Raw genomic sequence first — 24,272 nt, 5'->3', positions numbered from 1 at the left:
GCACCACGTTGATAGCCGTTAGATGTTACTCTTTTAAACCACCACAATGAAAACTGTTATGGTAAAAAAAATCTCATGCCTTGTATTGTTGATTGTATTGTCCGGCACATGGCTCCGGGCCCAGTATGCCGGTACTGCACCGGTGAAAACAAGCCCTGCCGTGATGGCGGAGTTCATGGACCTTCGTTTCGGGATGTTCATTCACTGGGGGCCGGTGAGCCTGCGCGGAACGGAAATTGGCTGGTCGCGCGGCCAGCAGGTGCCGCAGCAGGAATACGACGAGCTGTACAAGGAATTTAACCCCGTACTGTTCGATGCAGACGCCTGGGTGAAAACGGCCAAAGACGCCGGCATGAAATACCTCACCATCACGGCGCGGCACCACGACGGTTTCTGCCTCTGGCCTACGGCATATACGTCTTACAACATCATGAACACGCCGTACAAAAAAGACATCGTCGGCGCGCTGGCGAAAGCCTGCAAGAAACAGGGCATCCGCTTCTGCATTTATTATACGATCCTCGACTGGTACCACCCCGACTATCCCGTGCACATCACCGGCGGTAAAATCGATCCCAAGGCGGACATGCCCCGTTATGTGGCCTTCATGAAAAACCAGCTGAAAGAACTGATTGAAAAATATGATCCGTATATGCTGTGGTTCGACGGCGGCTGGGAGTCGCCCTGGACCGATGAGATCGGCAGGGACATGTACGCCTACCTGAAAAAACTGAAGCCCGATGTGATTGTGAACAATCGTTTGGGAAAAGAAATAGCCGCTACCGACAACAAAAAGATCGACGTGGAGAAGATGATCGGCGATTACGATACGCCCGAACAGGTGGTGGGCCGGATGAACATGGTGACGCCCTGGGAAAGTTGTTTTACCATCTGCAAACAATGGTCGTGGAAACCGAACGATGCCATGAAAACGCTGCCCACCTGCCTCGATATCATTTCCAAAACTGCGGGCGGTAACGGGAATCTTTTGCTCAACGTAGGCCCCATGCCGGACGGCCGCATCGAAGCCCGGCAGGTAGCCCGCCTCAAAGAGATCGGCGACTGGTTGAAGCAGAACGGCGAAGCGGTGTACGGCACCATGGGCGGCCCTTATGCGCCCACGGACGAATATGCCGCTACCAGGAAGGGCAACAGGATCTTCCTGCACGTGCTGAAGCCCGGGCAGACCTCCCTCGCATTGAAAAACATCCCCGGCAGGAAAGTACTAAAAGCATCGGTGCTGCACGGGAGCGCTGTGGACGTACAGCAGCAGGACGGTAACATCCGCCTCGCGCTGCCGGCCCGCTCCACCGGCAACTACATCGTGGTGCTGGAGCTCGACGGTGATACCAGTGATATTCAGGTGATATAATCTTACGCGCATGAAAATCTATATCCGTATTTGCATCATGGCCTGCGCGCTGTTCGTGGCGGCCTGCACACAACCGGGCGGCTCCGGGAATGTGAAGCGCTATGCGATGGTTACCGGCATCAGGCCCGAAAAGATCGACGACTATAAAAAGCTGCACGCGGCGGTATGGGACGGGGTGGTGCGCCAGATCAGGGCGTGCAACATCCGGAACTATTCCATCTACCTCAGGGAAATCGCCGGTCAGCATTACCTTTTCAGTTACTTCGAATATACGGGAGACAACTTTGAGGCCGACATGGAAAAGATGGCGGCCGATTCTACTACGCAGCGGTGGTGGAAAGAAACCGCGCCGATGCAGCTGCCGTTGCCCGATGCGGCGGCGAAAGGGGAAACGTGGAGCGGGATGGAAGAGCTGATGTTCATTCCCTGAGTGGGTTGCAGGAGGAAAGCAATAATATGCAGACGGCCGATGATCGTAATGGTCAATGTACAGGCCGGAGCAGGCATCATCGCAGGCCTCCCTGAAATGGAAGATCAAACTGGCCAGATGGAACAGATTTCCCTATGACAGCAATGGTCGATGTACAGGCCGGAGCAGGCATCATCGCAGGCCTCCCTGAAATGGAAGATCAAACTGGCCAGATGGAACAGATTTCCCTATGACAGCAATGGTCAATGTAAAGGCCGGAGCAGGAATCATCGCAGGCATCCCTGAAATGGAAGATCAAACTGACCAGAAGAAACAGACTGTCCGATGAATGTAAAGGTCGGGAATAATCGCAGGCGTTCTTATAGTGGAAGAGTAACTGACCAGAGGAAACAGACTGCCCGATGAACATAAGGGCCGGGACAGGAATCATCGCAAGCCTCCCTGAAATGGAAAATCGAACCGGAATGAGGGAAACAGACGGCCCGACGGCCGGAACGATCAATATGCAGGAGAGGTTGCCGGAATTTGGACGATCGTAGCAGCCGGAGGGGAGCAGACGGCCCGATGGCGAGTACGGTCAACAAAAAAGCCGGTGCAGCGATGTTCCTGCCCCGGCCTTTGTTATGTAAAGAAAACCTGTCGTCAGCGGTTTTCCTCGAAACGGATTATTGTTCGTAAAACAGCGCTTTCAGTTCCCCTGCATCCGCCGGTTTCATTTTTCCGCCGAGGATAAGGCGGAGCTGGCGGCGGCGGAGCGCGCCTTCATATAACTTTTTTTCTTCCTCCGACTCGGGGACCACCGGCGGTACGGGCCTGGATTTGCCGTTCGGGTCGAGGGCCACGAAGGTCATGAAGGCTTCGTTGGATTTGTAGCGGTACTGCAGCACCGGGTCTTCGCCCCATACCCGCATGTGCACTTCGATGGAAGTGGTAAAGGCGCGGGTGACGATGGCTTCTATGTGTACCACGTTGCCCAGCTTGATGGGGGTTTCGAAGGAGATATTGTCTACCGAAGCGGTCACCACCGGGGCGGCGCAGTGTTTCATGCAGGCCAGTGCGGCGGCGATGTCCATCCAGTACATCAGGCGGCCGCCCATGAGGTTGCCAAAGGTATTGGTGTCGTTAGGCAGCACCAGTTCGGTCATCTGAATCAGGGAATCCTGTGCCTTTTTGGGCGTTAAGGTCATATCGGTCGTATTTCTTTCCGTTAATAATCGGCTGCTGGCAGCCGGCTGGCGCCTTGCACGAAACTTTCCCCGGAGGGATAATTCTCATGCCCGGCTTCGGCCCGCAAATTTACGGGAATGGCGGCAGAATTTCCCGCTTTCCACGGCGCCCCCGGAAAGTACAACCGCGCGGCAAAAGGAATTTTTTTTGAAACGCAATACCGTAGCGGGTTTGACGCGGATGGGCCATGGCTCCCGGAAAAATAGACTTGGGTGCGCAGCAAATTTGTGTAACTTTGCATGACCTTACGGAAGTAAATTACTTGACAGGATACACCAAACAGTCCGGCATCACTTCCTCTTTAGGTCAAGTAAAATTTCGGGAACATTAGTTTTTTATGGCAAAATATATCTTCGTTACGGGAGGTGTTACTTCCTCATTGGGTAAAGGAATTATCGCAGCGTCCCTCGCAAAACTATTGCAGGCACGCGGCCTTAAGGTGACAATTCAGAAATTCGATCCATATATCAATGTGGATCCCGGGACATTGAACCCCTATGAGCACGGGGAGTGTTATGTAACCGAAGATGGCGCCGAAACCGACCTCGACCTGGGGCACTATGAGCGTTTTCTCAATACGCCCACCTCTCAGGCCAACAACGTGACCACCGGCCGCATTTACCAGACGGTGATCAACAAGGAGCGCGAAGGCGCTTACCTGGGTAAAACCGTACAGGTGATCCCCCACATTACAGACGAAATCAAACGCCGCATCCTGCTCCTGGGCAAAGATGCCAAATACGATATTGTGATCACCGAGCTCGGCGGTACCGTGGGCGACATCGAGTCGCTCCCCTACATCGAGGCGGTTCGCCAGCTCCAGTGGGAGCTCGGGGAAGAAGATTGCCTGGTGGTGCACCTTACCCTCATCCCTTACCTGCGCGCGGCGAAAGAGCTGAAAACCAAGCCCACGCAGCACTCCGTAAGGCTGTTGAGCGAAAACGGGGTACATCCGGATATCATTGTATGCCGTACCGAAGAGCCCATGTACCGCGAACTGAAGAAAAAGATCGCCCTGTTCTGTAACGTGCAGGTAGATGCGGTGATCGAGGCCAACGACGTAGGCACCATCTATGAAGTGCCCCTGGAAATGATGCGCGAGAAACTCGATGTGATCTGCCTCAAAAAACTCAACCTGCCCGTGGAAAAAGAACCCGAGCTGATCAAATGGCGCGAGTTCCTCGATAAGCTGAAATATCCCAAAACCAAAGTGACCATCGGCCTCATCGGTAAATACGTGGAGCTGCAGGACGCTTATAAATCCATCCTCGAATCATTCATCCATGCGGGTGCGGTGAACGAGTGCAAGGTGATCGTACAAAATATTCATTCCGAACATATTACGCCTGAAAACGTGTGCGAGAAACTGAAAAACCTCGACGGTTTGCTGGTAGCACCCGGTTTCGGCCACCGTGGAATCGAAGGCAAGATCACGGCCATCCAGTATGCCCGCGAAAACAGCCTGCCCTTCTTCGGTATCTGCCTCGGCATGCAAATGGCCGTGGTAGAGTACGCCCGTAACGTGCTCGGCCTGCGTGAGGCGCATTCCACCGAAATGAACCCGGAAACGCCTTACCCGGTGATCAACCTGATGGAAGAACAGAAAAAGATCACCAAAATGGGCGGCACCATGCGCCTGGGCGCTTATGCCTGCGACCTGAAGGCCGGCTCACAGGCTTCCGCCATCTACGGCGGCGCTACCGCCATCAGCGAACGCCACCGCCACCGCTACGAGTTCAATAACGACTTCCTGGAACAAATGGAACAGGCGGGCCTCGTCGCTTCCGGCAAAAACCCGGAAACCGGCCTCGTGGAAATGATCGAATTGCCCTCCCATCCCTTCTTTATAGGCGGCCAGTTCCACCCCGAGCTGAAAAGCACCGTGGAAAGCCCGGCCCCCATCTTCGTGAGTTTTATCAATGCCGCCAAAACCTTTGCGGAAAGCAAAAACGGCAAGGCTAAGGCCACCGAAGAGAAGGTTATACACGATTAATAATTTTTACATATGACGTGCGCCCTCCCGCAGATGGAACTTTAACAATATCATCTGCCGGAAGGCGTACATCATTATCCCTTATATATTACCTTTGCTCCTTAAATTTTAATTTTCGACATGGATAGAAATTCGGTCATTGGTTTTGTTCTGTTAGGAGCTTTACTGATCGGTTATATTTTCTGGAACCAGAAATCAACGGAAACGGCACGGCTGGAAAAAGCTCGTCAGGATTCTATTGCCAATCTGAATAAACCCAAGGAAGAACAGGTTAAGCTGGACACTGCACTGGCTGCGGTGGTGGACTCCAACCGTCCCGTGGCGGCCTTTGGCCAGGACGCCCTGGCCGGCGAAACGGAAACTGTACTGGAAAATGATCTGGTGAAGCTCACCTTTTCCAATAAAGGGGGTATTCCCAAAACGGTGCAGCTGAAAGCGCTGCAGACCTCCGAAAAGGAAGGCAAAAACCAGCTGAAGGAATTCAAAACCTCCGACGGCCAGCCCCTCTACCTGCAGAAAGGCTCTTTTAACCGGATGGGCCTGAAATTCCCCTCCGCAGGCGGCGAGCTCAATACGGCCGACCTGTATTTTGCGCCCGCTACCTCCGAAAAAACAACCGACGGCGGCCAACGCATCACCTACCGCCTCAATAAGAACAGCGGCGCCAACCAGTATATCGAATACGTGTACACCCTCAAGCCCGACAGCTACCTGGTAGATTTTACCATCAACGCCGTGGGCATGCAGGCCGACCTGCCGAAAGGCAGCGTGCCGTTCCAGTGGAACAGCCAGGCAGACCGCCAGGAGCACGATATGACCCAGGAGCGCCTGAACAACCAGATGCACTGGCGCCTGGCCGATAAGGAGCACGATTATTTCACCCTGCAGAACCGCGCCGAAGAGAAACTGGGCCCCCTGCAGTGGCTGAGCTTCAAGCAGCAGTTCTTCAACGTGACCCTGCTGGCGAAAAAAGAAAACTTCGCTTCCGCCGAGATCCACAGCAAAGTACCGGAGAGCGGCAACATCGTAGGGCAGGAAATGACCACGCTGGCCATCCCGTACAACGGGGCTTCCAGCTTCAGTTTCCCGATGGAGATCTACTACGGTCCCAACCACTATAAAACACTGAAGTCGATGGATGTGAGCCTGGAGAAAATCATTCCCCTCGGCACCGGCATCTTCGCTTTCGTAAAATATGTGAACAAGTGGATCATCATTCCCGTGTTCAACTTCCTCGGCGGGCTGACCTCCAACTACGGTCTCATCATCCTGCTGCTCACCATCTTCATCCGTATCATCATTGCGCCGTTCACTTACCAGAGTTATGTGTCCGCCGCGAAGATGAAAGTGCTGAAGCCCGAACTGGATGAGCTGCGCGCCAAACATAAAGACGATCAGCAGGCCTTCGGCATGGAGCAGATGAAACTCTTCCGCAGCGCCGGCGTAAACCCGCTGGGAGGCTGTTTGCCGGCTTTGCTGCAATTGCCTATCCTGGTAGCGATGTACTCTTTCTTCCCCTCGTCCATCGAGCTGCGGCAGGAAAGTTTCCTCTGGGCCAAAGACCTGTCTACCTACGATTCCATTTACAACTTCGGGTTTACCATCCCGCTCTACGGCGACCACATCAGCCTGTTCACCATCCTGATGACCATCACGAGCCTCGTGCTGGCCTTCTATAACAGGGGGATGACCGACCAGAGCAACCCCGTGATGAAATACATGCCGTACGTATTCCCCGTGATGCTGCTGGGTATCTTCAACAGCATGGCCGCGGCGCTGACGTATTACTACTTCCTCAGTAACGTGATCAGCATCCTGCTGCAGTGGGTGATACAGACGTTCATCATCAACCACGACAAGATCCACGCAAAAATCCAGGCCAACAAGCTGAAGCCGGCAGGCAAAAGCAAGTGGGCGGAAAGGCTGGAAGAAATGCAGAAACGGCAACAGGACATGCAAAAAACGAAAAAGAAATAAACCGAATAAAGGCCCCGAAAACCGGGGCCTTTATTGTTTAAACAGTGAACATGAGAGTTATTTTATTAGCCGGACTATTAGCGACGGGCTTTTGCAGCGCAGCGCAGGACTATGCGCCGTCGGCAGGCAGGATTACAAAAACGGTACAGTACCTCGCGTCAGACAAACTGAAAGGCCGCGGCACCAACGAAAAAGGCGGGCAGAAGGCCAGCCGCTACGTGGCGCAGCAGTTTCAGAAACTGGGCCTGGAGCCCGGCAATAACGGTGCATTTTACCAGCCCTTCAATTTCAACCGTAACAAACACCTCAACATCCCCAGCCGCAACGTGATCGGGTATCTCGATAACGCCGCCGCCTACACGATCGTGATCGGCGCGCATTACGACCACCTGGGCACGGCCGGCCTGTTCGACGGGCGGTACCCCATCGGGCAGATACACAACGGCGCGGACGATAATGCCTCCGGCATCGCCGGCCTGCTGGAACTGGCGCGGTATTACGTGAAGAACGGGGAGAAGGAACCGTTCAACTTCCTGTTCATCGCATTCGGCGGCGAAGAGCTGGGACTGCAGGGCTCGAAGTATTACACGCAGCATCCCGTCGATTCGCTCGACAATATCCACTTCATGCTGAACATGGACATGATCGGCCGTTACAATCCCGCGCGCGGTGTGGGCATCGGCGGGTATGCCTCCGCGGTGGAATGGCCGGAGATCTTCAAAGACGTAAAAGCAGATACGATCAAATACTTCACCGATGGCGCGGGCCGTGGTGGTTCCGACCACAACAGTTTTTACGTGGCGGGCGTACCGGTGCTGTTCCTGCATACGGGCGGGCACGACGACTATCACAAACCCACCGACGATGCGCCCAAAGTGGACGCGGGCGCGGAAGCGGGCATTCTCAAGATTGCCATTCAGCTGATCAACAACGCCATGAAAAAGCAGAAGCTGGAGTACAAGGGTGAGCCTGCGCCGGTTGCTGCGGAGAAATAGCTGGCAGGCATACCTTCCGGAGCCACTGTTCAATGGCCCGGTACGTAGTAAATAAGCCATCCGGCACACATAAAAAAAGCGGGTGTATCTTGTCGATACACCCGCTTTTTTTTATTGGTTATTTTTCGGCTTCGGCGGCATCACTGCTTTGGGGCCTGTGCCGGGAGTGGTGGTTTCATCTTTCTTTTTCTCGTCTTTCTTCACCGGTTCTTTTTCCTTCGGGGTGTCTTTCGTCGGTTCCGCCGGTTCACCGTAGTCTCTCACATCGATGGTTTCGTAGTCGCTGGCGGCGCCGTTGCCTACGTCTTCGGCTTCCGCGCCTGGCTGTACGTTGCTTTCGTAGTTAAAGTACAGGTCGTTGCGCATATTGGCCGGCACCGGGAAAGTAGAGCTGGGATCGATGCCAAGTGTTTTATCGGCGTACACTTTCTGCATGAACAGCGCCCAGATGGGGAGGCCGGTGTTGGCGCCCTGGCCGAGGGCCGTGCTGGCGAAACGGAGGTAGTTGTTTTCGCAACCCACCCATGCGCCGGCCAGCAGCTGCGGGGTGTAACCGATGAACCAGCCGTCCGTATTATCGTTGGTGGTGCCGGTTTTACCGCCTATTTCGCCGGGGATGTTGTAGCGGAAACGCAGGCGTGCGCCCGTACCGCCGGAGGTGGTCACGCCTTCCATCATTTTCACCATGGTGTAGGCATCCGTTTCGCTGATCACTTCGCGTTTCTCCGGCACGTTCGTTTCGAGGATGTTGCCGTTACGGTCTTCGATGCGGGTGATGTACACCGGTTTGGTGATCACGCCGCGCGCCGGGAACATGGTGTAGGCGCGCATCATATCGAACAGCGACAGCTCGGAAACACCGAGCGAGATGGACGGGTAGGGATCTATCTTGTTGGATTCAAAACCGATTTTCGAATTGGCGAAGTTGGCGAAAGCCTGTGCGCCGAACTGTTTGATGAGGTATACGCTCACCAGGTTCAGCGATTTGGCCAATGCGCCCGCCATGGAAATGGAACCGCCTACGCTGCCTTCGGAGTTGCGGCTCACTGTCCAGTTGCCGATGGTCACCGGTTCGTTGGGCAGCATCGTGTTGGGGCTGAAGCCGTTCATGAGCGCGAAGCAGTACAGGAAGGGTTTGAATGTTGAGCCCACCTGGCGGCGTGTTTTGAACACGTGGTCGTTTTTGAAATAGCGGAAATCGGGGCCGCCTACCCATGCCTTCACCTCGCCGCTCTCAGGGTCCATGGCCATAAAGCCGGTCTGCAGCACCGCGCGGGAATATTTGATGGAGTCCATCGGCGTCATCACCGTATCGATCTCGTTCTGCTCGGGATCGGTGAAGCTGCGCCAGGCGAACACCTTCATTTTCGTAGGGGTGTTGAACGATTTGATGATATCTTCTTCCGGCACTTCATCTTCCATCATCGTTTTATACCGGTCGGATTCCTTCATGAATTTCACGAGGTCTTTTTTGGCGTCCTCGCGTTTGGTCCACACGCTGCCGGTTTTGATATTGCTCTGTTGGTAGAAGGATTTCTGCAGGTCTTTCAGGTGTTTGGCCACCGCTTCCTCCGCATACAGCTGCATGCGCGGGTTGATGGTGGTGTAGATCTTCAGGCCGTCGCGGTACAGGTTGTATTCGGTGCCGTCGGCTTTTTTATGGTTCTTGCACCATTCCTTCATTTCAGCGCGGAGCACTTCGCGGAAGTAGGGGGCCAGGCCCTTGTTGTGGTCTATTTTGTTGTAGCGCAGCGCAATGGGGCGGCTTTTGGCGGCCTCGCCCTCGGCTTTGGTGATGTAACCGGTTTCCACCATGTTTTCGATCACGGTGTTGCGGCGGTTGAGGGCGTTCTGCGGGTTCCTCCGCGGGTTGAACACGGTGGAGCCTTTCAGCAGTCCCACCAGCATGGCCGCCTCTTCCACGCTCAGCCGGCTGGGGTCTTTACTGAAAAACGTGCGGGCGCCGTTTTCGATGCCGTACACGTTATCGCCGAAAGTAACGGTGTTCAGGTATAAGGTGATGATTTCTTTTTTGGTGAAGTTCCTTTCCAGTTTGATGGCGATCACCCACTCGGAGAGTTTCTGGAAAGCGCGCACCAGCATGTTGCGGGAGCGGGCCTTGCCTTCCACGTCGGCCTGCAGGTTGAGGGCCAGCTGCTGGGTGATGGTGCTGGAACCGCGTTTTTTACCCACCAGCAGGTAAAACGGGATGGCCGCCGTGCCTTTCGGGTCGATGCCGGAATGGTCGTAAAAACTGCGGTCTTCCGTAGCCAGCAGGGCATTGATCACGTTCTGGGAAATATCCTTGTATTCGATATTGGAACGGTCTACCTGGTAAAACTTCCCCATGATGGTGCCGTCTTCCGCGATCACCTCGGAGGCCAGCGCGGTACGCGGGTTTTCAAGCTCCTCCAGGCTGGGCATATGCCCGATCAGCCGGAGATTGATGAGCAGTAAAAGGAGCAGGAACAGCGCTACGCCGCTGCCGAATACCACCCATAATATCTTGATGGATTTTCTCATATATTATTTTATGTGAAACAGTCTATAGTGCAAAATTATTCATTTTCCCCCGGAGTTCATAGGCCAGGGTGCAATACTGTATGTGCAAATATTATTCCGTTATGTAGTTGTTGCCAAAGAATTTGCGATAGCCCTCGATGTCTTTTGTATTGTTGAGCAGGATGAAGTTTTCCCTGGAAATAATGAAGAATTTATACTCGGAAGGCCGGATCCTGGGCACAATGACGGTGGACGCGGAGCGCACGGCCTCGTCGAAGTAGGTGAGGGCCTTTTCTTCCGTGGGGAACAGCCGTATGATCACCATGATCTCGGTGGGCGTGAGCACGAAACTGCTCGTTTCGAGCTGCTCGCCGGCGTGTTTTTCGGCGTTGTATTTCGAGAACTGGGTCACGGCCTCGTCTACCAGCACCTTGGTGACCCGGTTGAAATACATCACCACAAAATGCGGCACGGCGGCTTTTTCGTCGCCGAGTTTATACGGCGTTACGGGCGGCGGTGGCGGGGGCGGCGGCAGGTTGGCGGCCACCGCTGCGAGGGAATCGGCCTTTGCCTTCGCTATGCGGGCGGAATCCAGTGCAAACTGCGGCGTGGGGCTCTGCCAGGGGTACCGCATGGTGACGTTTTCGTCCACCCTGGCGGCTTGCGTGCTGTCGCGGCGCAATTCCAGCCGGCTGAGGTAATCGGTCACCTCGGCTTTGCGGTTGAGGGCGTCCATGATGGCGTTGGCCTGGCCCAGGATGGCGGGCTCGCCGGGATATTTGGCGATCACCGCGCCGATGGCGGCCTTGCCGGTACTGTCGGATTGTGTTTTGATCAGGGCCATGGCCTCCAGCAGGTCCCATTTGGGCTGCAGGGAAGAATAGCCGTAGGTGGAGTCCGCGTGCTTTTTGAGCTGGAAAACGGTATCGTAACGGCCGGTGAGGTAAGCGATGTACGCGGAATCGTAGATCATGCTCACGGCCTGCTTTTTCTCCTTGTCTTCATCCTTGGGCAGCCCGAATTGCAGGATGTTGGCGTAGTTGGTGCCGCTGAACTGCGTGAGCACCATCTGTTTGTATCGCTGCGCCTGCTGGGTATGGTTCAGCCGGTCGTGCCACACATACAGGGAATAGAGAATTTCCGCTTTGCGGGGATTGTCCGGGAAACGTATCAGCAGCGAATCGTACGAGGCGATGGCCTCGCGGGGATCGTTGAGTTTATCGTGGTACAGTTTGCCCAGCTCGTACCAGGCGTCCATCTGTTTGTTGCGCGACTCGGCGAGTTTCTCCGGCGTCAGGGGCAGGTTGGCGGCCAGTGCGCTGGTATTGAGGCTGTCGGTCGGCATCCGGTCGATGGCGGCGCTCACATCCCCGGGGGCGGGAGTTTCCGTATTGGTGGCCACAGGCGCATTGAACGCCACGCCGGCGCCCTGGCTGCGGCGCCAGTTATCGCCCAGCTGGCGGTTGCCCCAGCGGCGCTTGAATTCGGTGTAGCCGGTGGATTTGCTGGCGGGATTATAGAAATACCAGTCGCCGCTTCCCTCGTCCGTTCTGGGCGCATAACCGCTGGTGGAGGGGAAGTTCGGGTTGAAGGCGTTATTGTTCGTTTCGGTGTTGTTGCCCTTGCGGCCTTTTTCTTTTTCAGACGGCGCGGTGCGGGCGGTACGGATGGCGTTGAGCTGCTGCGACAGCAGGGAGTCGCGCATGGCCGGCGGCAGGCTGGCGATGTACTGCAGGCTGTCTTCCTGGCGGATGAGGCGGGTGCGGGCCACCACGTCGCCGAGGGCCTCCTTGCGGGTGTTCACCAGTTCCGCTTCCTCGAATTCCGGCCCCATCACGGCGGCCGTACTGTCGTAATACCGCTGGGCCGCGGCATAGTCTTTCCGGAAATAATGGATGTCGGCGATGCCTTTGAACGTCAGGGTGCGCTGGAGCATGTTGGCGCTTTCCACTTTCAGGGCCTTGGCGAGATATTCGAGGGCCCGCTCCGGCTGTTCGTTGGCGCAGAGCACGGCCATGTTGTAGTAGATGGCGTCGCGGAAGGGGATGAACCGTTCCTTGCGCAGCATGCCTTCCAGGGCGGCGATGCTCTCTTCGAGGCTGCCGCCGTTAGCTTTGGTGTTGCAGCGCGCGATCTGCACGCGGGCGTTGAAGTCGATGGTGGCGTCCGGCTTGTAGGCGATCACGTCGCGGAAGGCGTTCATGGCCGAATCGAGGCGGCCCTGGGAGGCGTACAATTGCCCCAGGATGAAGCTCATCCGCGCTTTCTGGTCGCGGCCGCTGTTGCCTTTTTTGATGGCTTTCACCAGCGGGTCGATGGTTTCGGCGTACAGGCCCTGTTTATAGAAGCGATAGGCCTGGATTTCCGCGAGCTGCCCTTCGAGGCGCTTCGGGAAAAACGGGTCGCCTTCCAGGATGTTGAGCAGGCTGCGGGCCTCGTCGTACTGTTTCTGCTCCAGGAACACGCGCGCCTGCCAGAGGAAAGCCTCGTTGCGGGCGGATTTGTGGTTGAAGCGGTTGAACCAGCTTTTTTCCTTTTCGCGGGTGGCCACGGAAATGCGGGAATCCTCGCTCCGGCCCACCACGGTATTGTACTCCGATTTCTTTTTCGGGGCAAAGGTGGTATTGATGTATTTGAACGTATTGGAGGCGTTTTCCCAATCGCCCTTGTAATAGTAGGCCTTGCCCACCAGCAGGTAACAATCGTCTATCCAGCGCCCGCGCGGGTCGTGGATCTGCACGGCCACCGAGGCTTTCTGGATCACGGAGTCGAGATCGTTGGTGTTCAGGTTGAGTTTTTCTACCGTAAAGGGGTAAAAGGGGAGAAAGACGTTGTAATTATCCTGGCGCTCGCGGTTGATACCCTTCAGGATCGCTTCGAGCTTGAGTTTGGCGTGGTAATAATAGTTGTAGCGCGTAACGGTGTTCTGCACCACTTTACGCTTGAAAGTGAAAGGCTTCTCGGCCATTTTTTCAGAAGGCGGGCGGCGGTCTTCCTGTTTGGCGGGCCTGGCCGGCGCCTGATTTTGACCAAATGCGGCCAGCACCCCCGTGCACAACGTCAAACTCAACCACCAGGCGCGCATATATAAGGATCTAGAACAATTCATGAAAAATATCAGGGTCGATATTATATAACAGTAAAACAGCGAAAATATTTTAAAGATAGCGAAGATTTGAACAATTATGAATTTGAAATGTGTATTTGGGCCCGAATCCGGGGAAATAGAAAATGACCATTATTTTATAAATAAATTTGAACGAACTTGCTATTTTACACCTTTATTCTGAATCTATTATCATATTTTTACATTCGTTTTGCAAATTACCCGCATGTATGTGCTTCTGACAGTGTGTATGCATGTATTTTACCTGTTCTAATTCGAAACTGAAAGATGGCTTTGGACGATAAACACAAGGGGCGGAGCCTGGACCGGCTGAACCACAAGTACCGGCTGGTGATCATGAACGACGACACGTATGAGGAGGTGACCGCCTTCCGCCTGTCGCGCATGAGTGTGTACGTGGCGTTGAGCACCCTGTTTGTGTTACTGGTGGCCATTACCGTGGCCACGGTGGTGTTTACGCCGCTGCGGTATTACATCCCCGGCTACGGCGATCTCAAGCAGCGCAAGGAAATCATCCAGCTGCGGATGCGGACGGACTCCCTGGAAAGGGCGATCTCGAGCCGCGACCGGTACCTCGACAACCTGAAGAATGTTATTGGCGGCAATATCAAGCTGGACACCAACATGTTAAAGGTGCCCAAAGTGGATAACAGTACTTATTAAATATTTTTTAACTATCTTGTAGCTATCTTTATTTAAAACAGAAAAACCTGAGAACCTATGTTTAACCAAAGCAAGAAAGGTGAAGGCAAAAGCCTGATGCCCACCTCCAACATCAACCTGATTGGCAGCGGCACTTCCATCCACGGCGATATCGAGTGCGAAGGGGACATTCGTATAGACGGGCGCGTGAACGGCGTGGTGACCACGAAAGCGAAGATCGTGGTAGGCCCTGAAGGCGAGATCACGGGCGACCTGGTATGCCAGAGTGCGGACATCCTGGGCAAAGTGACCGGCATCATCAAAGTGGAAGACTTATTATTCCTGAAAGGCAATGCCGTGATCAAGGGAGATATTTACACCGCCCATTTCGAGATGGAGCCTTCGGTGAAATTCAACGGGCGTTGTTATATGGACCCCGCTGAGGCGCCGCAGCCCTCACATTCATCAATAGAAAAACACTCGGATTCCAAATATGGAAGACCCGTCCTCGAGGAAGAAACCGCATAACCTGCTCTGGCGTTACGCCGGACTCGCTTTTCAAATGATGGCAGCCATTGGTATCGCCTTATGGGGAGGCTATATGCTGGATCAGTGGATAGGGATGCGTTTCCCGCTCTTCATGATCATTTTTTCTTTACTCGCATTAGCCCTACTTTTGTGGCAAATTGTAAAAGATACCGGCAAGCATGACCGATAAGTTTATCCAATGGCTGGCAGTCGTTTTCATCCTGATCTCGGCGGCACTGTTTTTATTAAAGGGCTGGCTCCTGCAATCGCTGGGCGTGCAGTTTCCCGTGCTGATGGGCGGCAACGTCGCCCTCGCGCTCATTACCATGATCAGTTATTCACTGGGCAGCAAAGGGATGTCGGCAGACAATCCCAATGCCATGGTGCGTGCCGTTTATGCGGCCACGCTGGCCAAGCTGATGCTTTGTGTGGCATGTATTGCGGTATACATCTTCATGAACCGGCAAAACGTGAACAAGGCGACGATTTTCCTGTTCATGTTCTTTTACCTCGTGTACACGGTGTTTGAAACCATCCACCTGTACCGTAAAAGTATGCGGCAAAAGAAATCCTGAAGGCGTTGAAGCAAGAAGCACCTTTACATGCATTAGCGAGTTACCTGCCCGACGGTACGTTCGAGCAGGTGATCGCCTATATCACGGAATTCAAGGTACATCTCACCATCACCCGCGAAAGGGCCAGCGTACTGGGCGATTACAGGCACCCTTACGAAAACAAGGGCCACCGCATCAGCATCAACGGCGGGCTCAACAAATACGCCTTCCTGCTCACCCTGCTGCATGAAATCGCCCACCTGGTGACGTTCATGGTATACGGCAACCGCGTATCGGCCCACGGAAAGGAATGGAAACAGGAATACAGTAAAATCCTCCGCGAATTCGTTGGTAAAAATTACCTGCCGCCCGATGTGGAAGCGGCGGTGCGCGACAGCCTGCACAACCCGGCCGCCAGCTCCTGCGCTGACGAAGACCTGATGCGGGTGCTGAAGCGGTACGACCGGAAAAAGGAAAACCATTACCTGGTGGAGCAGCTGCCCCCGGGCCAGTTGTTCAGGACCAAGGACGGGCGCATATTCCGCCGCGGCGAGCGCATCCGTAAAAGATTCCGTTGCGAGGAAGTGGACACCCGGCGGGTCTATCTTTTCAGCCCGGTGTATGAAGTGGAACTGGTCAGCGAGTAAAATACACATTATCCCTGCGGCCGCCCGGCCGCAGCAGTTCACGGTAAAGCCCCTGCCGGAAAAATCACCCTGAAATCTCCATCATATTCAGCCTCACCGGCGTGCCGGCCCTGAGCGTATGCGGTATTTCCGCGATGTGGTCCGTGTGTTTGATCAGTTCTTCGGTGGCTTCTCTCGGCGCGTTCGACTGCACCTTGATGTCGTACCGGAGGTTGCGGGCCTGCGCCGGTTCCCCGCTCCAGTCGCCGTTGATGATGATCTCGACGTGCTGCAGCTCGATGCCGCGGATGGCCGCCTCCCTGTACAGATCGTTGCACAGGCTCGCCCCGATCGACATCATGAAGAGCTCTTCTCCGCTAAACCCGATGCCCAATCCGCCTGCCCTTGGCGTACGGTCTATCACCAGGCTCCTCGGCCCCGCCCAACCGGCGGCGGCACTGCTTTCGTGGATTGTTTTCAGGTGTACTTGCATAATATGTTTAATCTACGCAAAGTTGGGGTCATAAACAAATGTCCCGGGCCAATGCCCGGGACGGAGGGTTAACATGCATTACCAGTGAATGTGTTTTTGACCGGCCTGTATTGTACGCACAGGCCAGGGCAGGCTTATCTCCGCCGGACGTTAATCGAAGTTCACCACCTTGTCTTTGGGGAATTTCACCGCGTATTGCAACTGCATTTTTTTCTCTTCCCGCGAGGCAACCTGCAAATCCCAGGTCACCTGCTGCGTGGTTTCGTCGAGGCGCGCACCGGGGTAAGCCGTTTTGCTGATCTCTATTTCCTTCTGCGTGGAAATGGGCAGCTGATCTTCCACCAGTATCCGCACCGGTTCCCGTTTATTATTTTTTACGCTGATCTCCCAGTTGTGGGTAATGGTTTGCGCGCCGCTCAGGAACTGGTGCCGCGCATAGTCTTTTTGCAGTTTGCGGTTGATCACGATGTTCTTGTCTTTGCCGAGCGACACGAACAGCGTGTCTGACGCTTCCTGCAGGTTGAGCAGCGTTTTGCCGAGGTAAGCGCCTTCGTAATAAATGCTCGCCTCGCCTTCCATCAGGTTCAGTTCTTCCCAGCCCGTAATGCCCGCCAGCAGATAGGCGGAGAGGTCGGTCTTGGGTGCGGTGTGGTACTCGTAAATGGCCGGTATCTCCATATCGCGGATGGTAACGGTGTAAGCCTTGCCGTCCGAAGGGATCGTGTAAGGGTTGATGATTTCGAAGCTGACGGTGGTGGGCTTGTAAGTGGTGGTCACATCCAGCGGGATGGTGGGTGGGGGCGTCGTTTGATTCTTGCCTTTGATGTTGATGCCCTTGATGGCGCCGGCGAGGCTCGCCGACACTTTCCGTTGTGAACTATACCCTACCACCACCACTTCATCCAGCGTTCTTTTGCTTTCCACCATGGTGATGCGCAGCGGCGAGCCCGTTACATTCACCGTCTGGTTCGCAAAACCGATATACGCCACGTTCAGCGAGCGCACATTGGGCGGCAGCTGGAGGCTGAACGCGCCGTTTTCGTTGGTGGTGGTGCCGATGCTGCGCTCCGGCACGAATATCGACGCGCCGGGCAGGGGCTGCCCGCTGCCGTCCGTCACCACGCCGCGCGCCTCGCTGTTGCCGGTGCGCGATAACAGGGAACGGGCGTTCAGCATGTCCGCGCGGGAGTTGAACGTACGCATCTGCCAGGGCTGCAGTTCGGCCCGCTGGCCGCTTTCCGAAGGGTTGCCGCTGCTCAGGCGGAGTTTGACGTTCTTCCAGTCTTCCCCGCACTGCTGGTACACATTGGCTTTGTATTCCATCGCCAGGGGGCGGCTGATACTTTCTACCCGCAAGGCGTAATTGGGATACCAGCCGGCGTTTTTCACCAGGTAACTCAGGCTGAAACCGCCGCTGATGGCTTCTTTGGCGGATACGGTGATGAGCAGGTCGCTCGTGGAACTGTCGCTGCCCGCCATCAGTGCGCTTTGCTGCGCTTCCAGGCGGTCTATCTGGTCCGTGATGTCGCGGATATTCCTGCGGATGGCCATCTGGAGGTCGAGGATCTCCGTCAGGCGGTTGCGCTGGAAGTCCATGGCCTCGCGGAGATCCTGCGTTTTCAGGCCGGTGTTGGCGCCGCGGATCTCCTGGTTTTTGGTGAGCATGTTTTCTTCCTGCGTATATACTTTCAGGCGGTTGTTTTCCCGCGTCAGTTTTTCTTCCAGGGCATCCTGCTGTTGCTGCAGCTGCCGGATGTCCGCATTGGGGGCCTGGTTGCGCAGGTAGTTCCGGTCGCGCGCCACGGAAAGAATGGTGAACGCGCCGCGGCCTTGCACCTGGATGCTTTTTTCTTCCAGCTCCGGCGATATCTGCGGGAACACGAGCGTGGTGGTGCCGGCGGGAATAGACGTAGTGGCCGAGCGCTGCACCTGCGCGCCCTGCGTATAAACGGTCACGTGATCGATGGTGGAATGAACCGTCACTTTCTTCGTTTGGGCTTGCACGTTAGCAGCCACCACGATCGTGAGCAGGGCGTACAGTTTTTTCATATCAGGAATTTATGGAAGGATGCGGGCAGGCCGCCTGATTCCATAAATTCCTGTTAAAAAATTATACGATGGCCTGTTCCACCCGCTGGCCGGTGCGCATGGCGCCTTTGGCGATGCGCTCTTCGGTTTCCATGGAGAGGATGGCTTTCTTTTCCTTTTTGTGCATGATGAAGGCGTACTCGTGCTGTTCCAGCAGATCGTCGTATGGCCCGCGGGGAGAAATGAGCTTCACGAATACCGGCGCGGTTTCGATGGCGATGAACAGGAGGATGATAAACCAGTTGGCCCAACGGATGGGCTCGCTGTTTTGGGTGAGGGTGCCGAGCGCTTCGAGGCGGGAAGCGAGGCCGTCAAGACTGGTACGTTTCAACTGGGTAACGGCGGCGGCGGTCGTGGAGTCCTGCGAGGCCAGTTCCTTGCGGAGGTCGCCGTGGCGTTGCTGCAGAAGGGCGAGGGCGGCCGTGGCGCTGTCCGCATCTGCTTTTTTAGCCTTGTAGATGGGCCCCAGGTTTTTCACGCGGGAGCCCCCGGTACCGTCGGCTTCCTGCTGGGCAAGCAGCATCAGCGTATCGCGGCGGGCGGTCTGTGCATTGATCTGCTGCTGGAGGGTTTGCAGGCGGGCATTCAGTTCCTGGGTGCGGGACTGGTACCGTTCTTTGACCTTTTCCTCCTGTGTTTTGAACTTCTGCTGCTCCATGATCACCAGTTCCGCCTGTATTTCCCGGTCGAAAATCTGCAGTTCCAGGGGTTTGGAGATCACGATGGCGATGAGCACGGCCAGGATGAGACGCGGGGTGGCCATCCACAGCTCCTGCCCGAAGCGTTCCCGTTTTTTCATACTGGCCACGATGTAGCGGTCGAGGTTAAAGATCATCAGCCCCCAAACGAGGCCGAAGAGCACGGCCGCCCAGGGCTGGCGGAACACCGTCCATAGGGCGTACCCGCCAGACAGTGCGGCCAGCAGGCCGGTGAAAAATACGGTGCCGCCGATACCGGCGTACTTGTTGAGCTCGGCGGGCGCGCGGCGAAGCAGCGGCAAATGGGCGCCGGAACAAATGAGGAAAAACTGTCTGATTCTTAACATGAAATGGCTGTGTTAATGGGAAACCAATAACCGGTCATGTTTCGGGTAGTAAGGAGGATGGGCCATAAAGGTAAAGGTTTTTTATCATGCCATGTTGGAAATGGGATGAACAGCGGTGTTTTTGTGTTGAATCAGGGGTTTGCTATACTGATGTTTTTTTACCGGTTTTTGAGCAGGATGGTACTAATTTGACATTATCGGGGAAGTACCGTTGCTGCTGGATCTACGGTGTTACACAGGAGGAAAACACAGTGTAAACAAAGGGTTAATTGGGAGATAGGTGGACTTGATGTGGACATAACGTGGAGATGGTGTGGGGATGATGTGGAGTTGTGGTGGTTATATAGTATAAGTAAGTAATATTTGACATAAAAAAAGTGCCCCGGATCACCGGAGCACTTTCAAAATAGTATTATTCTTTTCAGCTTAGGCGCTTACTGCTTTGTTCACCAGTTCGGCCGCTTCGCTCAGCAGGATGGCGGACTGTACTTTCAGGCCGCTCTGCTCGATGAGTTGTTTGGCTTCGGCAGCGTTGGTACCCTGCAGGCGCACGATGATGGGCACCTTGATGGTGCCGATGGAGTTATAGGCGTCGATCACACCCTGGGCCACCCTGTCGCAGCGAACGATACCACCAAAGATGTTGATGAGGATCGCTTTTACTTTCGGGTCTTTCAGGATGATGCGGAAACCTGCTTCCACGGTCTGTGCGTTGGCGGTACCGCCTACGTCCAGGAAGTTGGCCGGTTCGCCGCCGGAGAGTTTGATCATGTCCATGGTAGCCATGGCCAGGCCGGCGCCGTTCACCATACAGCCTACGTTACCGTCGAGTTTCACGAAGTTGAGGTTGAATTTGCCGGCTTCCACTTCGGTGGGGTCTTCTTCGGTGATGTCGCGCAGGGCTACCAGGTCGGGATGGCGGAGCAGGGCGTTATCGTCGAGGTTCAGTTTGCAATCCACGGCGATGATTTTCTCGTCGCTGGTTTTGAAGAGGGGGTTGATTTCGAGCATGGCGGCGTCGAGGCCTACGTACGCGTTGTAGAGGTTGGTCACGAACTTCACCATGTTTTTGAAAGCTTCACCGCTCAAACCGAAGTTGAAAGCGATTTTGCGGGCCTGGAACGGCTGGAGGCCGCCACCGGGGTGAACCCACTCCTTGAATATTTTTTCCGGGGTGTTGTGGGCCACCTCTTCGATGTCCATACCACCTTCGGTAGAGTACATGATCACGTTCTGGCCTTTCGCCCTGTCGAGCAGGATGGAGAGGTAGAGTTCCTTGATGGGATTGGGGCCGGGATAGTACACGTCCTGCGCCACCAGTACTTTATTCACCACTTTACCGGCCTCGCCTGTCTGTATGGTTACCAGGGTGCCGCCAAGGATGTTGCCGGCAATGGTTTTAACGTCTTCTGAATTTTTTCCCACCGCTACACCGCGCTGTTCAGTACCTCTAATTTTGCCTTTACCACGGCCACCGGCGTGGATCTGAGCTTTAACTACGGCAAACTCGTTGCCAAACTGCACTTTCAGTTGCTTATAAGCTTCTGCCGCCGCTTCGGGAGTATCTACCGGGATACCTTCCTGTACCGGTACGTTATATTTTTTCAACAGTTCTTTAGCCTGGTACTCGTGTAAATTCATCGGTAATTAAATTTGGGCGCTAATTTAGTCATTTTATGTTTTATCCGTGTATTATTTATCTTACCGATTGCCGGGCGGAGCGGCCCCTGCGGCCATGGGAACGGATGGCGCCCGGTTTGGCCGGATGAATTCTTGGGGGCTGGCTGATGGTATGGTTTATAGAATTAACTTTGCCGGGCATAAAACTAGGCTAATGCTGGAACAGATCAGGGAAGCGACCGCTTACATACAACGGTCCGTCACGGAAACCCCCGTGGTGGGCATCATCCTGGGCAGCGGCCTGGGCAACCTGGCGGCGGATATTACCGACAAGGTGGAGATTTCGTATAACGACATTCCGCATTTCCCGCCGGCAACGGTGGAAGGGCATGCGGGCAGGCTCATCCTGGGCCGCCTGGGCGGACGCCCGGTAGTGGCTATGGCAGGCCGTTTCCACTACTATGAAGGCCTCAGCATGCAGCAGGTGACCTTCCCGGTCAGGGTCATGAAGGCCCTCGGCATTCATACCCTGCTGATCTCGAACGCGGCCGGCGGCATGAACCGTCATTTCAAGGTGGGCGACCTGATGGTGATTACCGATCATATCAACCTGCAGCCGGAGCACCCGCTGCGCGGCCGTAACATCGACGCGCTCGGCCCCCGTTTCCCGGACATGAGCGAGCCTTATACCAAGGCGCTGATCGCCAAAGCGGGGGACATTGCTGCCGCCAAAGGCATATCTTTACACAGCGGCGTGTATGTGGGCGTACAGGGGCCCAGCTTCGAAACCCGCGCCGAATACAAATACATGCACGTCATCGGCGGCGACGCCGTGGGCATGAGCACCGTGCCCGAAGTGATCGTGGCCGTGCACAGCGGCCTGAAAGTGTTCGCGATGAGCGTCATCACAGACATCGGCATACGCGAGGAAGAGAACGTGATCACCCACGAAGAGGTACTGGCAGCCGCCAAAGCAGCAGAACCACATTTAACATATATTTTCAGCGAATTGGTCCGACAATTGTAGAGAATTGCGGGCCCTACACGAATCATCAGGATGAGGCATTTCACGATCGTTTTTCTTTTGCTGGTATGCACCGGCGGCGCCCTGAAAGCGCAATTCAATACCAACCGCCTCCCGGTGGGCGGTGGTGGCGGAGGCAATTCCCGTATGCAGCGGGACACATCCTCCCATGATCACGAGCCGGACACGCTCACCATCCGCTACCGGTACCTCGGCGAGCCTACGGACTTCATGCTCGATTCGTCGGTGGCCGACTTCTCGCTGAACTACCTCGGGGTGCCCGGCTCCTTCATCAACCTGGGCAACAACGGCAGCGCCTCGCGCAACCTCATCTTCACGCCCCGGATGATCCCCGGTTTCGACCCCGGTTTCCATTCGTTCGACGTATACGGTTACAACCACCAGAACGCGCAGTTCTTCAATACCAACCGTCCGTATTCCGAACTGGGCTACCTCATCGGCGGGCAGCAGGAGCAGATGATCAACCTGATGCACACGCAGAACCGCGGAAACAAGTTCAATTTTCATTTCGCCTACCGCAAAATCAACTCGCCGGGTTATTTCCGCGCGCAGGCCACCAATCACGACAATTACAAAGTAACGGCCCACTACAACAGCCAGAATAAACGGTACCACATCCTCATGAGCTATTATCTCAACAAGCTCAACGCCGGTGAAAACGGGGGGATTGTGGACACGGTGTCGTTAAGCGACCCGGAGTATAACCGGCGCCGCCTCATCCCCACGAGAATGGGTGGCGGTACGGCGCAATCCAGTGCGTTTTTCAACACCAACATCCCCGTAAAGAACGATTACCAGGAAGCCAGCATTCTGCTGCGCCAGCAATTCGACTGGGGCAGGGGCGATACCGTGCATGTGAACGATACCACCGAGTATTATAAATTCGACCCGCGGTTCAGGGTGGAACATACGTTCAGCTACACGCAGAACACGTATGAGTTCATCGACCTGAACCCCGATTCGCTGTATTATGTCAATAACTACAAACTGAAGCTGTGGCCGGAAGCCTTTGGCCAGGACACGGTGCTTACCCGCCATCGCTGGCGCGTGCTCAGCAACGACCTTTCGCTGATCTCCTTTCCCGTACTGGGCAATATGGCGCACTTCATCCGGCTGGGCGCAGGGTTCGACTATATCCAGGGCGACTTCCTGACGGCCACCACGAAGTTTTCGAACATGCGGGTGCATGGCGAATACCGCAATAAAACCCGCAACCAGAAGTGGGACCTGTCTGCCAAAGGCGAGCTGTACACCCTCGGCGAAAACATCGGGGATTACGCCGTGAGCGGTGTATTGAGCCGGTACCTGAACGAAACGTTGGGCAACATCAGCTTCATGTTCAGCAACGTGAACAAGGAGCCGTCGTACGTAAACCGGTATTTCGGCACCAACCACTTTACGGTATACGAAAACAATAACCTCGGCAAGGAAAACATCACCCAGCTGCAGTTCAAGGCAGACAACCGCCGGCTGAAATACAATGTGGCCGCCAATTATTTCCTGTTCAACAAATACACCTATTTCAAAAGTTATACGGAAAGCGATCAGTTTGCCGGGCTGTTCAACCTGTTGCAGATCGTCGCTTACAAACGCCTCGACATCAAAAGTTTTACCCTGGATGCGAACTTCGCATTCCAGCGGGTGATCGGCGATTCGCCGCTGCAATTGCCGACCGTATGGGCCCGGGCACGCATGGCGTACAACGCGCGCCTCTTCAAAAACCTGAACCTTTACACAGGTATCGAGGCCAAGTACAACACGCCGTATTACGCGGACGATTATTCCCCGGTGCTGAGCCAGTTCGTATACCAGCGCCGGTATAATATTTCGAACTATCCCGACCTGGCGGCGTTCGTACATTTCCGAATCAAATCCTTCACGGCGTATGTGCGCACGGAGAACCTCAATACGTTCCTGTGGGACAATAACATGACGGCGCCGTTTTATCCTGCCAACAACTTTGCGTTGCGCATCGGGTTGAGATGGTGGTTCATCAACTAACAACATT

Annotated in this window: 19 protein-coding genes; 12 read left to right on the top strand and 7 right to left on the bottom strand. The window is 55.0% G+C overall.

Annotated elements, in window-relative coordinates; all coding sequences use genetic code 11:
* Positions 1–46: 46 nt before the first annotated feature.
* Positions 47–1,372, top strand: a complete 1,326-nt coding sequence (locus tag EGT74_RS02545) for an alpha-L-fucosidase (RefSeq protein ID WP_123844965.1) — start codon at positions 47–49, stop codon at positions 1,370–1,372.
* 10 nt (positions 1,373–1,382) lie between these two features.
* Positions 1,383–1,802: an L-rhamnose mutarotase gene (locus EGT74_RS02540; protein ID WP_220392795.1), complete on the top strand. Its 420-nt coding sequence runs from the start codon at positions 1,383–1,385 to the stop codon at positions 1,800–1,802.
* 665 nt (positions 1,803–2,467) lie between these two features.
* Here the strand turns inward: EGT74_RS02540 and EGT74_RS02535 are convergent.
* Positions 2,468–2,989: an acyl-CoA thioesterase gene (locus EGT74_RS02535; RefSeq protein ID WP_123844964.1), complete on the bottom strand. Its 522-nt coding sequence runs from the start codon at positions 2,987–2,989 to the stop codon at positions 2,468–2,470.
* Between the two features lie 377 nt (positions 2,990–3,366).
* Between EGT74_RS02535 and EGT74_RS02530 the strand changes: the two genes are divergently transcribed.
* From EGT74_RS02530 to EGT74_RS02520, 3 genes are all read left to right on the top strand, one after another.
* Entirely contained in the window at positions 3,367–5,022 is a 1,656-nt protein-coding gene (locus EGT74_RS02530; protein WP_123844963.1) for a CTP synthase, read from the top strand.
* A gap of 120 nt (positions 5,023–5,142) precedes the next feature.
* Positions 5,143–6,999, top strand: a complete 1,857-nt coding sequence (gene yidC, locus EGT74_RS02525) for a membrane protein insertase YidC (protein WP_123844962.1) — start codon at positions 5,143–5,145, stop codon at positions 6,997–6,999.
* 50 nt (positions 7,000–7,049) lie between these two features.
* Positions 7,050–7,994, top strand: coding sequence for a M20/M25/M40 family metallo-hydrolase (locus EGT74_RS02520; RefSeq protein ID WP_123844961.1), 945 nt, complete (start codon positions 7,050–7,052; stop codon positions 7,992–7,994).
* A 111-nt stretch (positions 7,995–8,105) separates the two neighbouring features.
* Here the strand turns inward: EGT74_RS02520 and EGT74_RS02515 are convergent, their stop codons facing one another.
* Positions 8,106–10,517, bottom strand: a complete 2,412-nt coding sequence (locus EGT74_RS02515; protein ID WP_123844960.1) for a penicillin-binding protein 1A — start codon at positions 10,515–10,517, stop codon at positions 8,106–8,108.
* Positions 10,518–10,608: 91 nt separating this feature from the next.
* Entirely contained in the window at positions 10,609–13,581 is a 2,973-nt protein-coding gene (porW, locus tag EGT74_RS02510) for a type IX secretion system periplasmic lipoprotein PorW/SprE (RefSeq protein ID WP_158617969.1), read from the bottom strand.
* A 309-nt stretch (positions 13,582–13,890) separates the two neighbouring features.
* Between porW and EGT74_RS02505 the strand changes: the two genes are divergently transcribed.
* Genes EGT74_RS02505 through EGT74_RS02485 form a run of 5 tightly spaced genes read left to right on the top strand, consistent with a single transcriptional unit; the run spans position 13,891 to position 15,994 of the window.
* Positions 13,891–14,286 carry a hypothetical protein gene (locus EGT74_RS02505; protein WP_123844958.1) on the top strand — a complete coding sequence of 132 codons (396 nt, stop codon included), beginning with the start codon at positions 13,891–13,893 and terminating at the stop codon, positions 14,284–14,286.
* Between the two features lie 57 nt (positions 14,287–14,343).
* A complete protein-coding gene (locus tag EGT74_RS02500; protein WP_123844957.1) occupies positions 14,344–14,793 on the top strand; it encodes a bactofilin family protein in 450 nt (149 codons plus the stop codon).
* Positions 14,759–14,983 carry an AtpZ/AtpI family protein gene (locus EGT74_RS02495; RefSeq protein WP_123844956.1) on the top strand — a complete coding sequence of 75 codons (225 nt, stop codon included), beginning with the start codon at positions 14,759–14,761 and terminating at the stop codon, positions 14,981–14,983. The genes EGT74_RS02500 and EGT74_RS02495 overlap by 35 nt, the downstream gene beginning before the upstream one ends.
* Complete coding sequence (locus EGT74_RS02490) at positions 14,973–15,368, top strand: hypothetical protein (RefSeq protein ID WP_123844955.1); 396 nt, start codon at positions 14,973–14,975, stop codon at positions 15,366–15,368. Before EGT74_RS02495 ends, EGT74_RS02490 begins: the two co-directional genes overlap by 11 nt.
* Positions 15,369–15,373: 5 nt before the next feature.
* The gene (locus EGT74_RS02485; RefSeq protein ID WP_123844954.1) at positions 15,374–15,994 is read left to right on the top strand and encodes a SprT-like domain-containing protein; all 621 of its coding nucleotides are present in this window, start codon (positions 15,374–15,376) and stop codon (positions 15,992–15,994) included.
* Positions 15,995–16,058: 64 nt separating this feature from the next.
* On the opposite strand, the gene EGT74_RS02480 is transcribed toward EGT74_RS02485, so the two are convergent.
* The 4 genes from EGT74_RS02480 to sucC all read right to left on the bottom strand — a co-directional run bounded on the left by EGT74_RS02480 (position 16,059) and on the right by sucC (position 21,240).
* The gene (locus tag EGT74_RS02480; protein WP_123844953.1) at positions 16,059–16,466 is read right to left on the bottom strand and encodes an OsmC family protein; all 408 of its coding nucleotides are present in this window, start codon (positions 16,464–16,466) and stop codon (positions 16,059–16,061) included.
* 150 nt (positions 16,467–16,616) lie between these two features.
* The gene (locus EGT74_RS02475; protein ID WP_123844952.1) at positions 16,617–18,515 is read right to left on the bottom strand and encodes a DUF4139 domain-containing protein; all 1,899 of its coding nucleotides are present in this window, start codon (positions 18,513–18,515) and stop codon (positions 16,617–16,619) included.
* A 61-nt stretch (positions 18,516–18,576) separates the two neighbouring features.
* Entirely contained in the window at positions 18,577–19,599 is a 1,023-nt protein-coding gene (locus tag EGT74_RS02470; RefSeq protein ID WP_123844951.1) for a DUF4407 domain-containing protein, read from the bottom strand.
* Positions 19,600–20,025: 426 nt separating this feature from the next.
* Positions 20,026–21,240, bottom strand: a complete 1,215-nt coding sequence (gene sucC / locus EGT74_RS02465) for an ADP-forming succinate--CoA ligase subunit beta (RefSeq protein ID WP_123844950.1) — start codon at positions 21,238–21,240, stop codon at positions 20,026–20,028.
* 193 nt (positions 21,241–21,433) lie between these two features.
* Here sucC and EGT74_RS02460 point away from each other — a divergent pair, with 193 nt between their 5' ends.
* Positions 21,434–22,246: a purine-nucleoside phosphorylase gene (locus EGT74_RS02460; protein ID WP_123844949.1), complete on the top strand. Its 813-nt coding sequence runs from the start codon at positions 21,434–21,436 to the stop codon at positions 22,244–22,246.
* 30 nt (positions 22,247–22,276) lie between these two features.
* A complete protein-coding gene (locus EGT74_RS02455; RefSeq protein ID WP_123844948.1) occupies positions 22,277–24,265 on the top strand; it encodes a putative porin in 1,989 nt (662 codons plus the stop codon).
* Positions 24,266–24,272 lie beyond the last annotated feature (7 nt).

The sequence above is a fragment of the Chitinophaga lutea genome (genome assembly GCF_003813775.1).
Taxonomy (GTDB): Bacteria; Bacteroidota; Bacteroidia; order Chitinophagales; family Chitinophagaceae; genus Chitinophaga; species Chitinophaga lutea.
The sequence above is the reverse complement of the archived record's forward strand: the minus strand, read 5'-3'. Positions and strand labels throughout refer to the sequence as shown.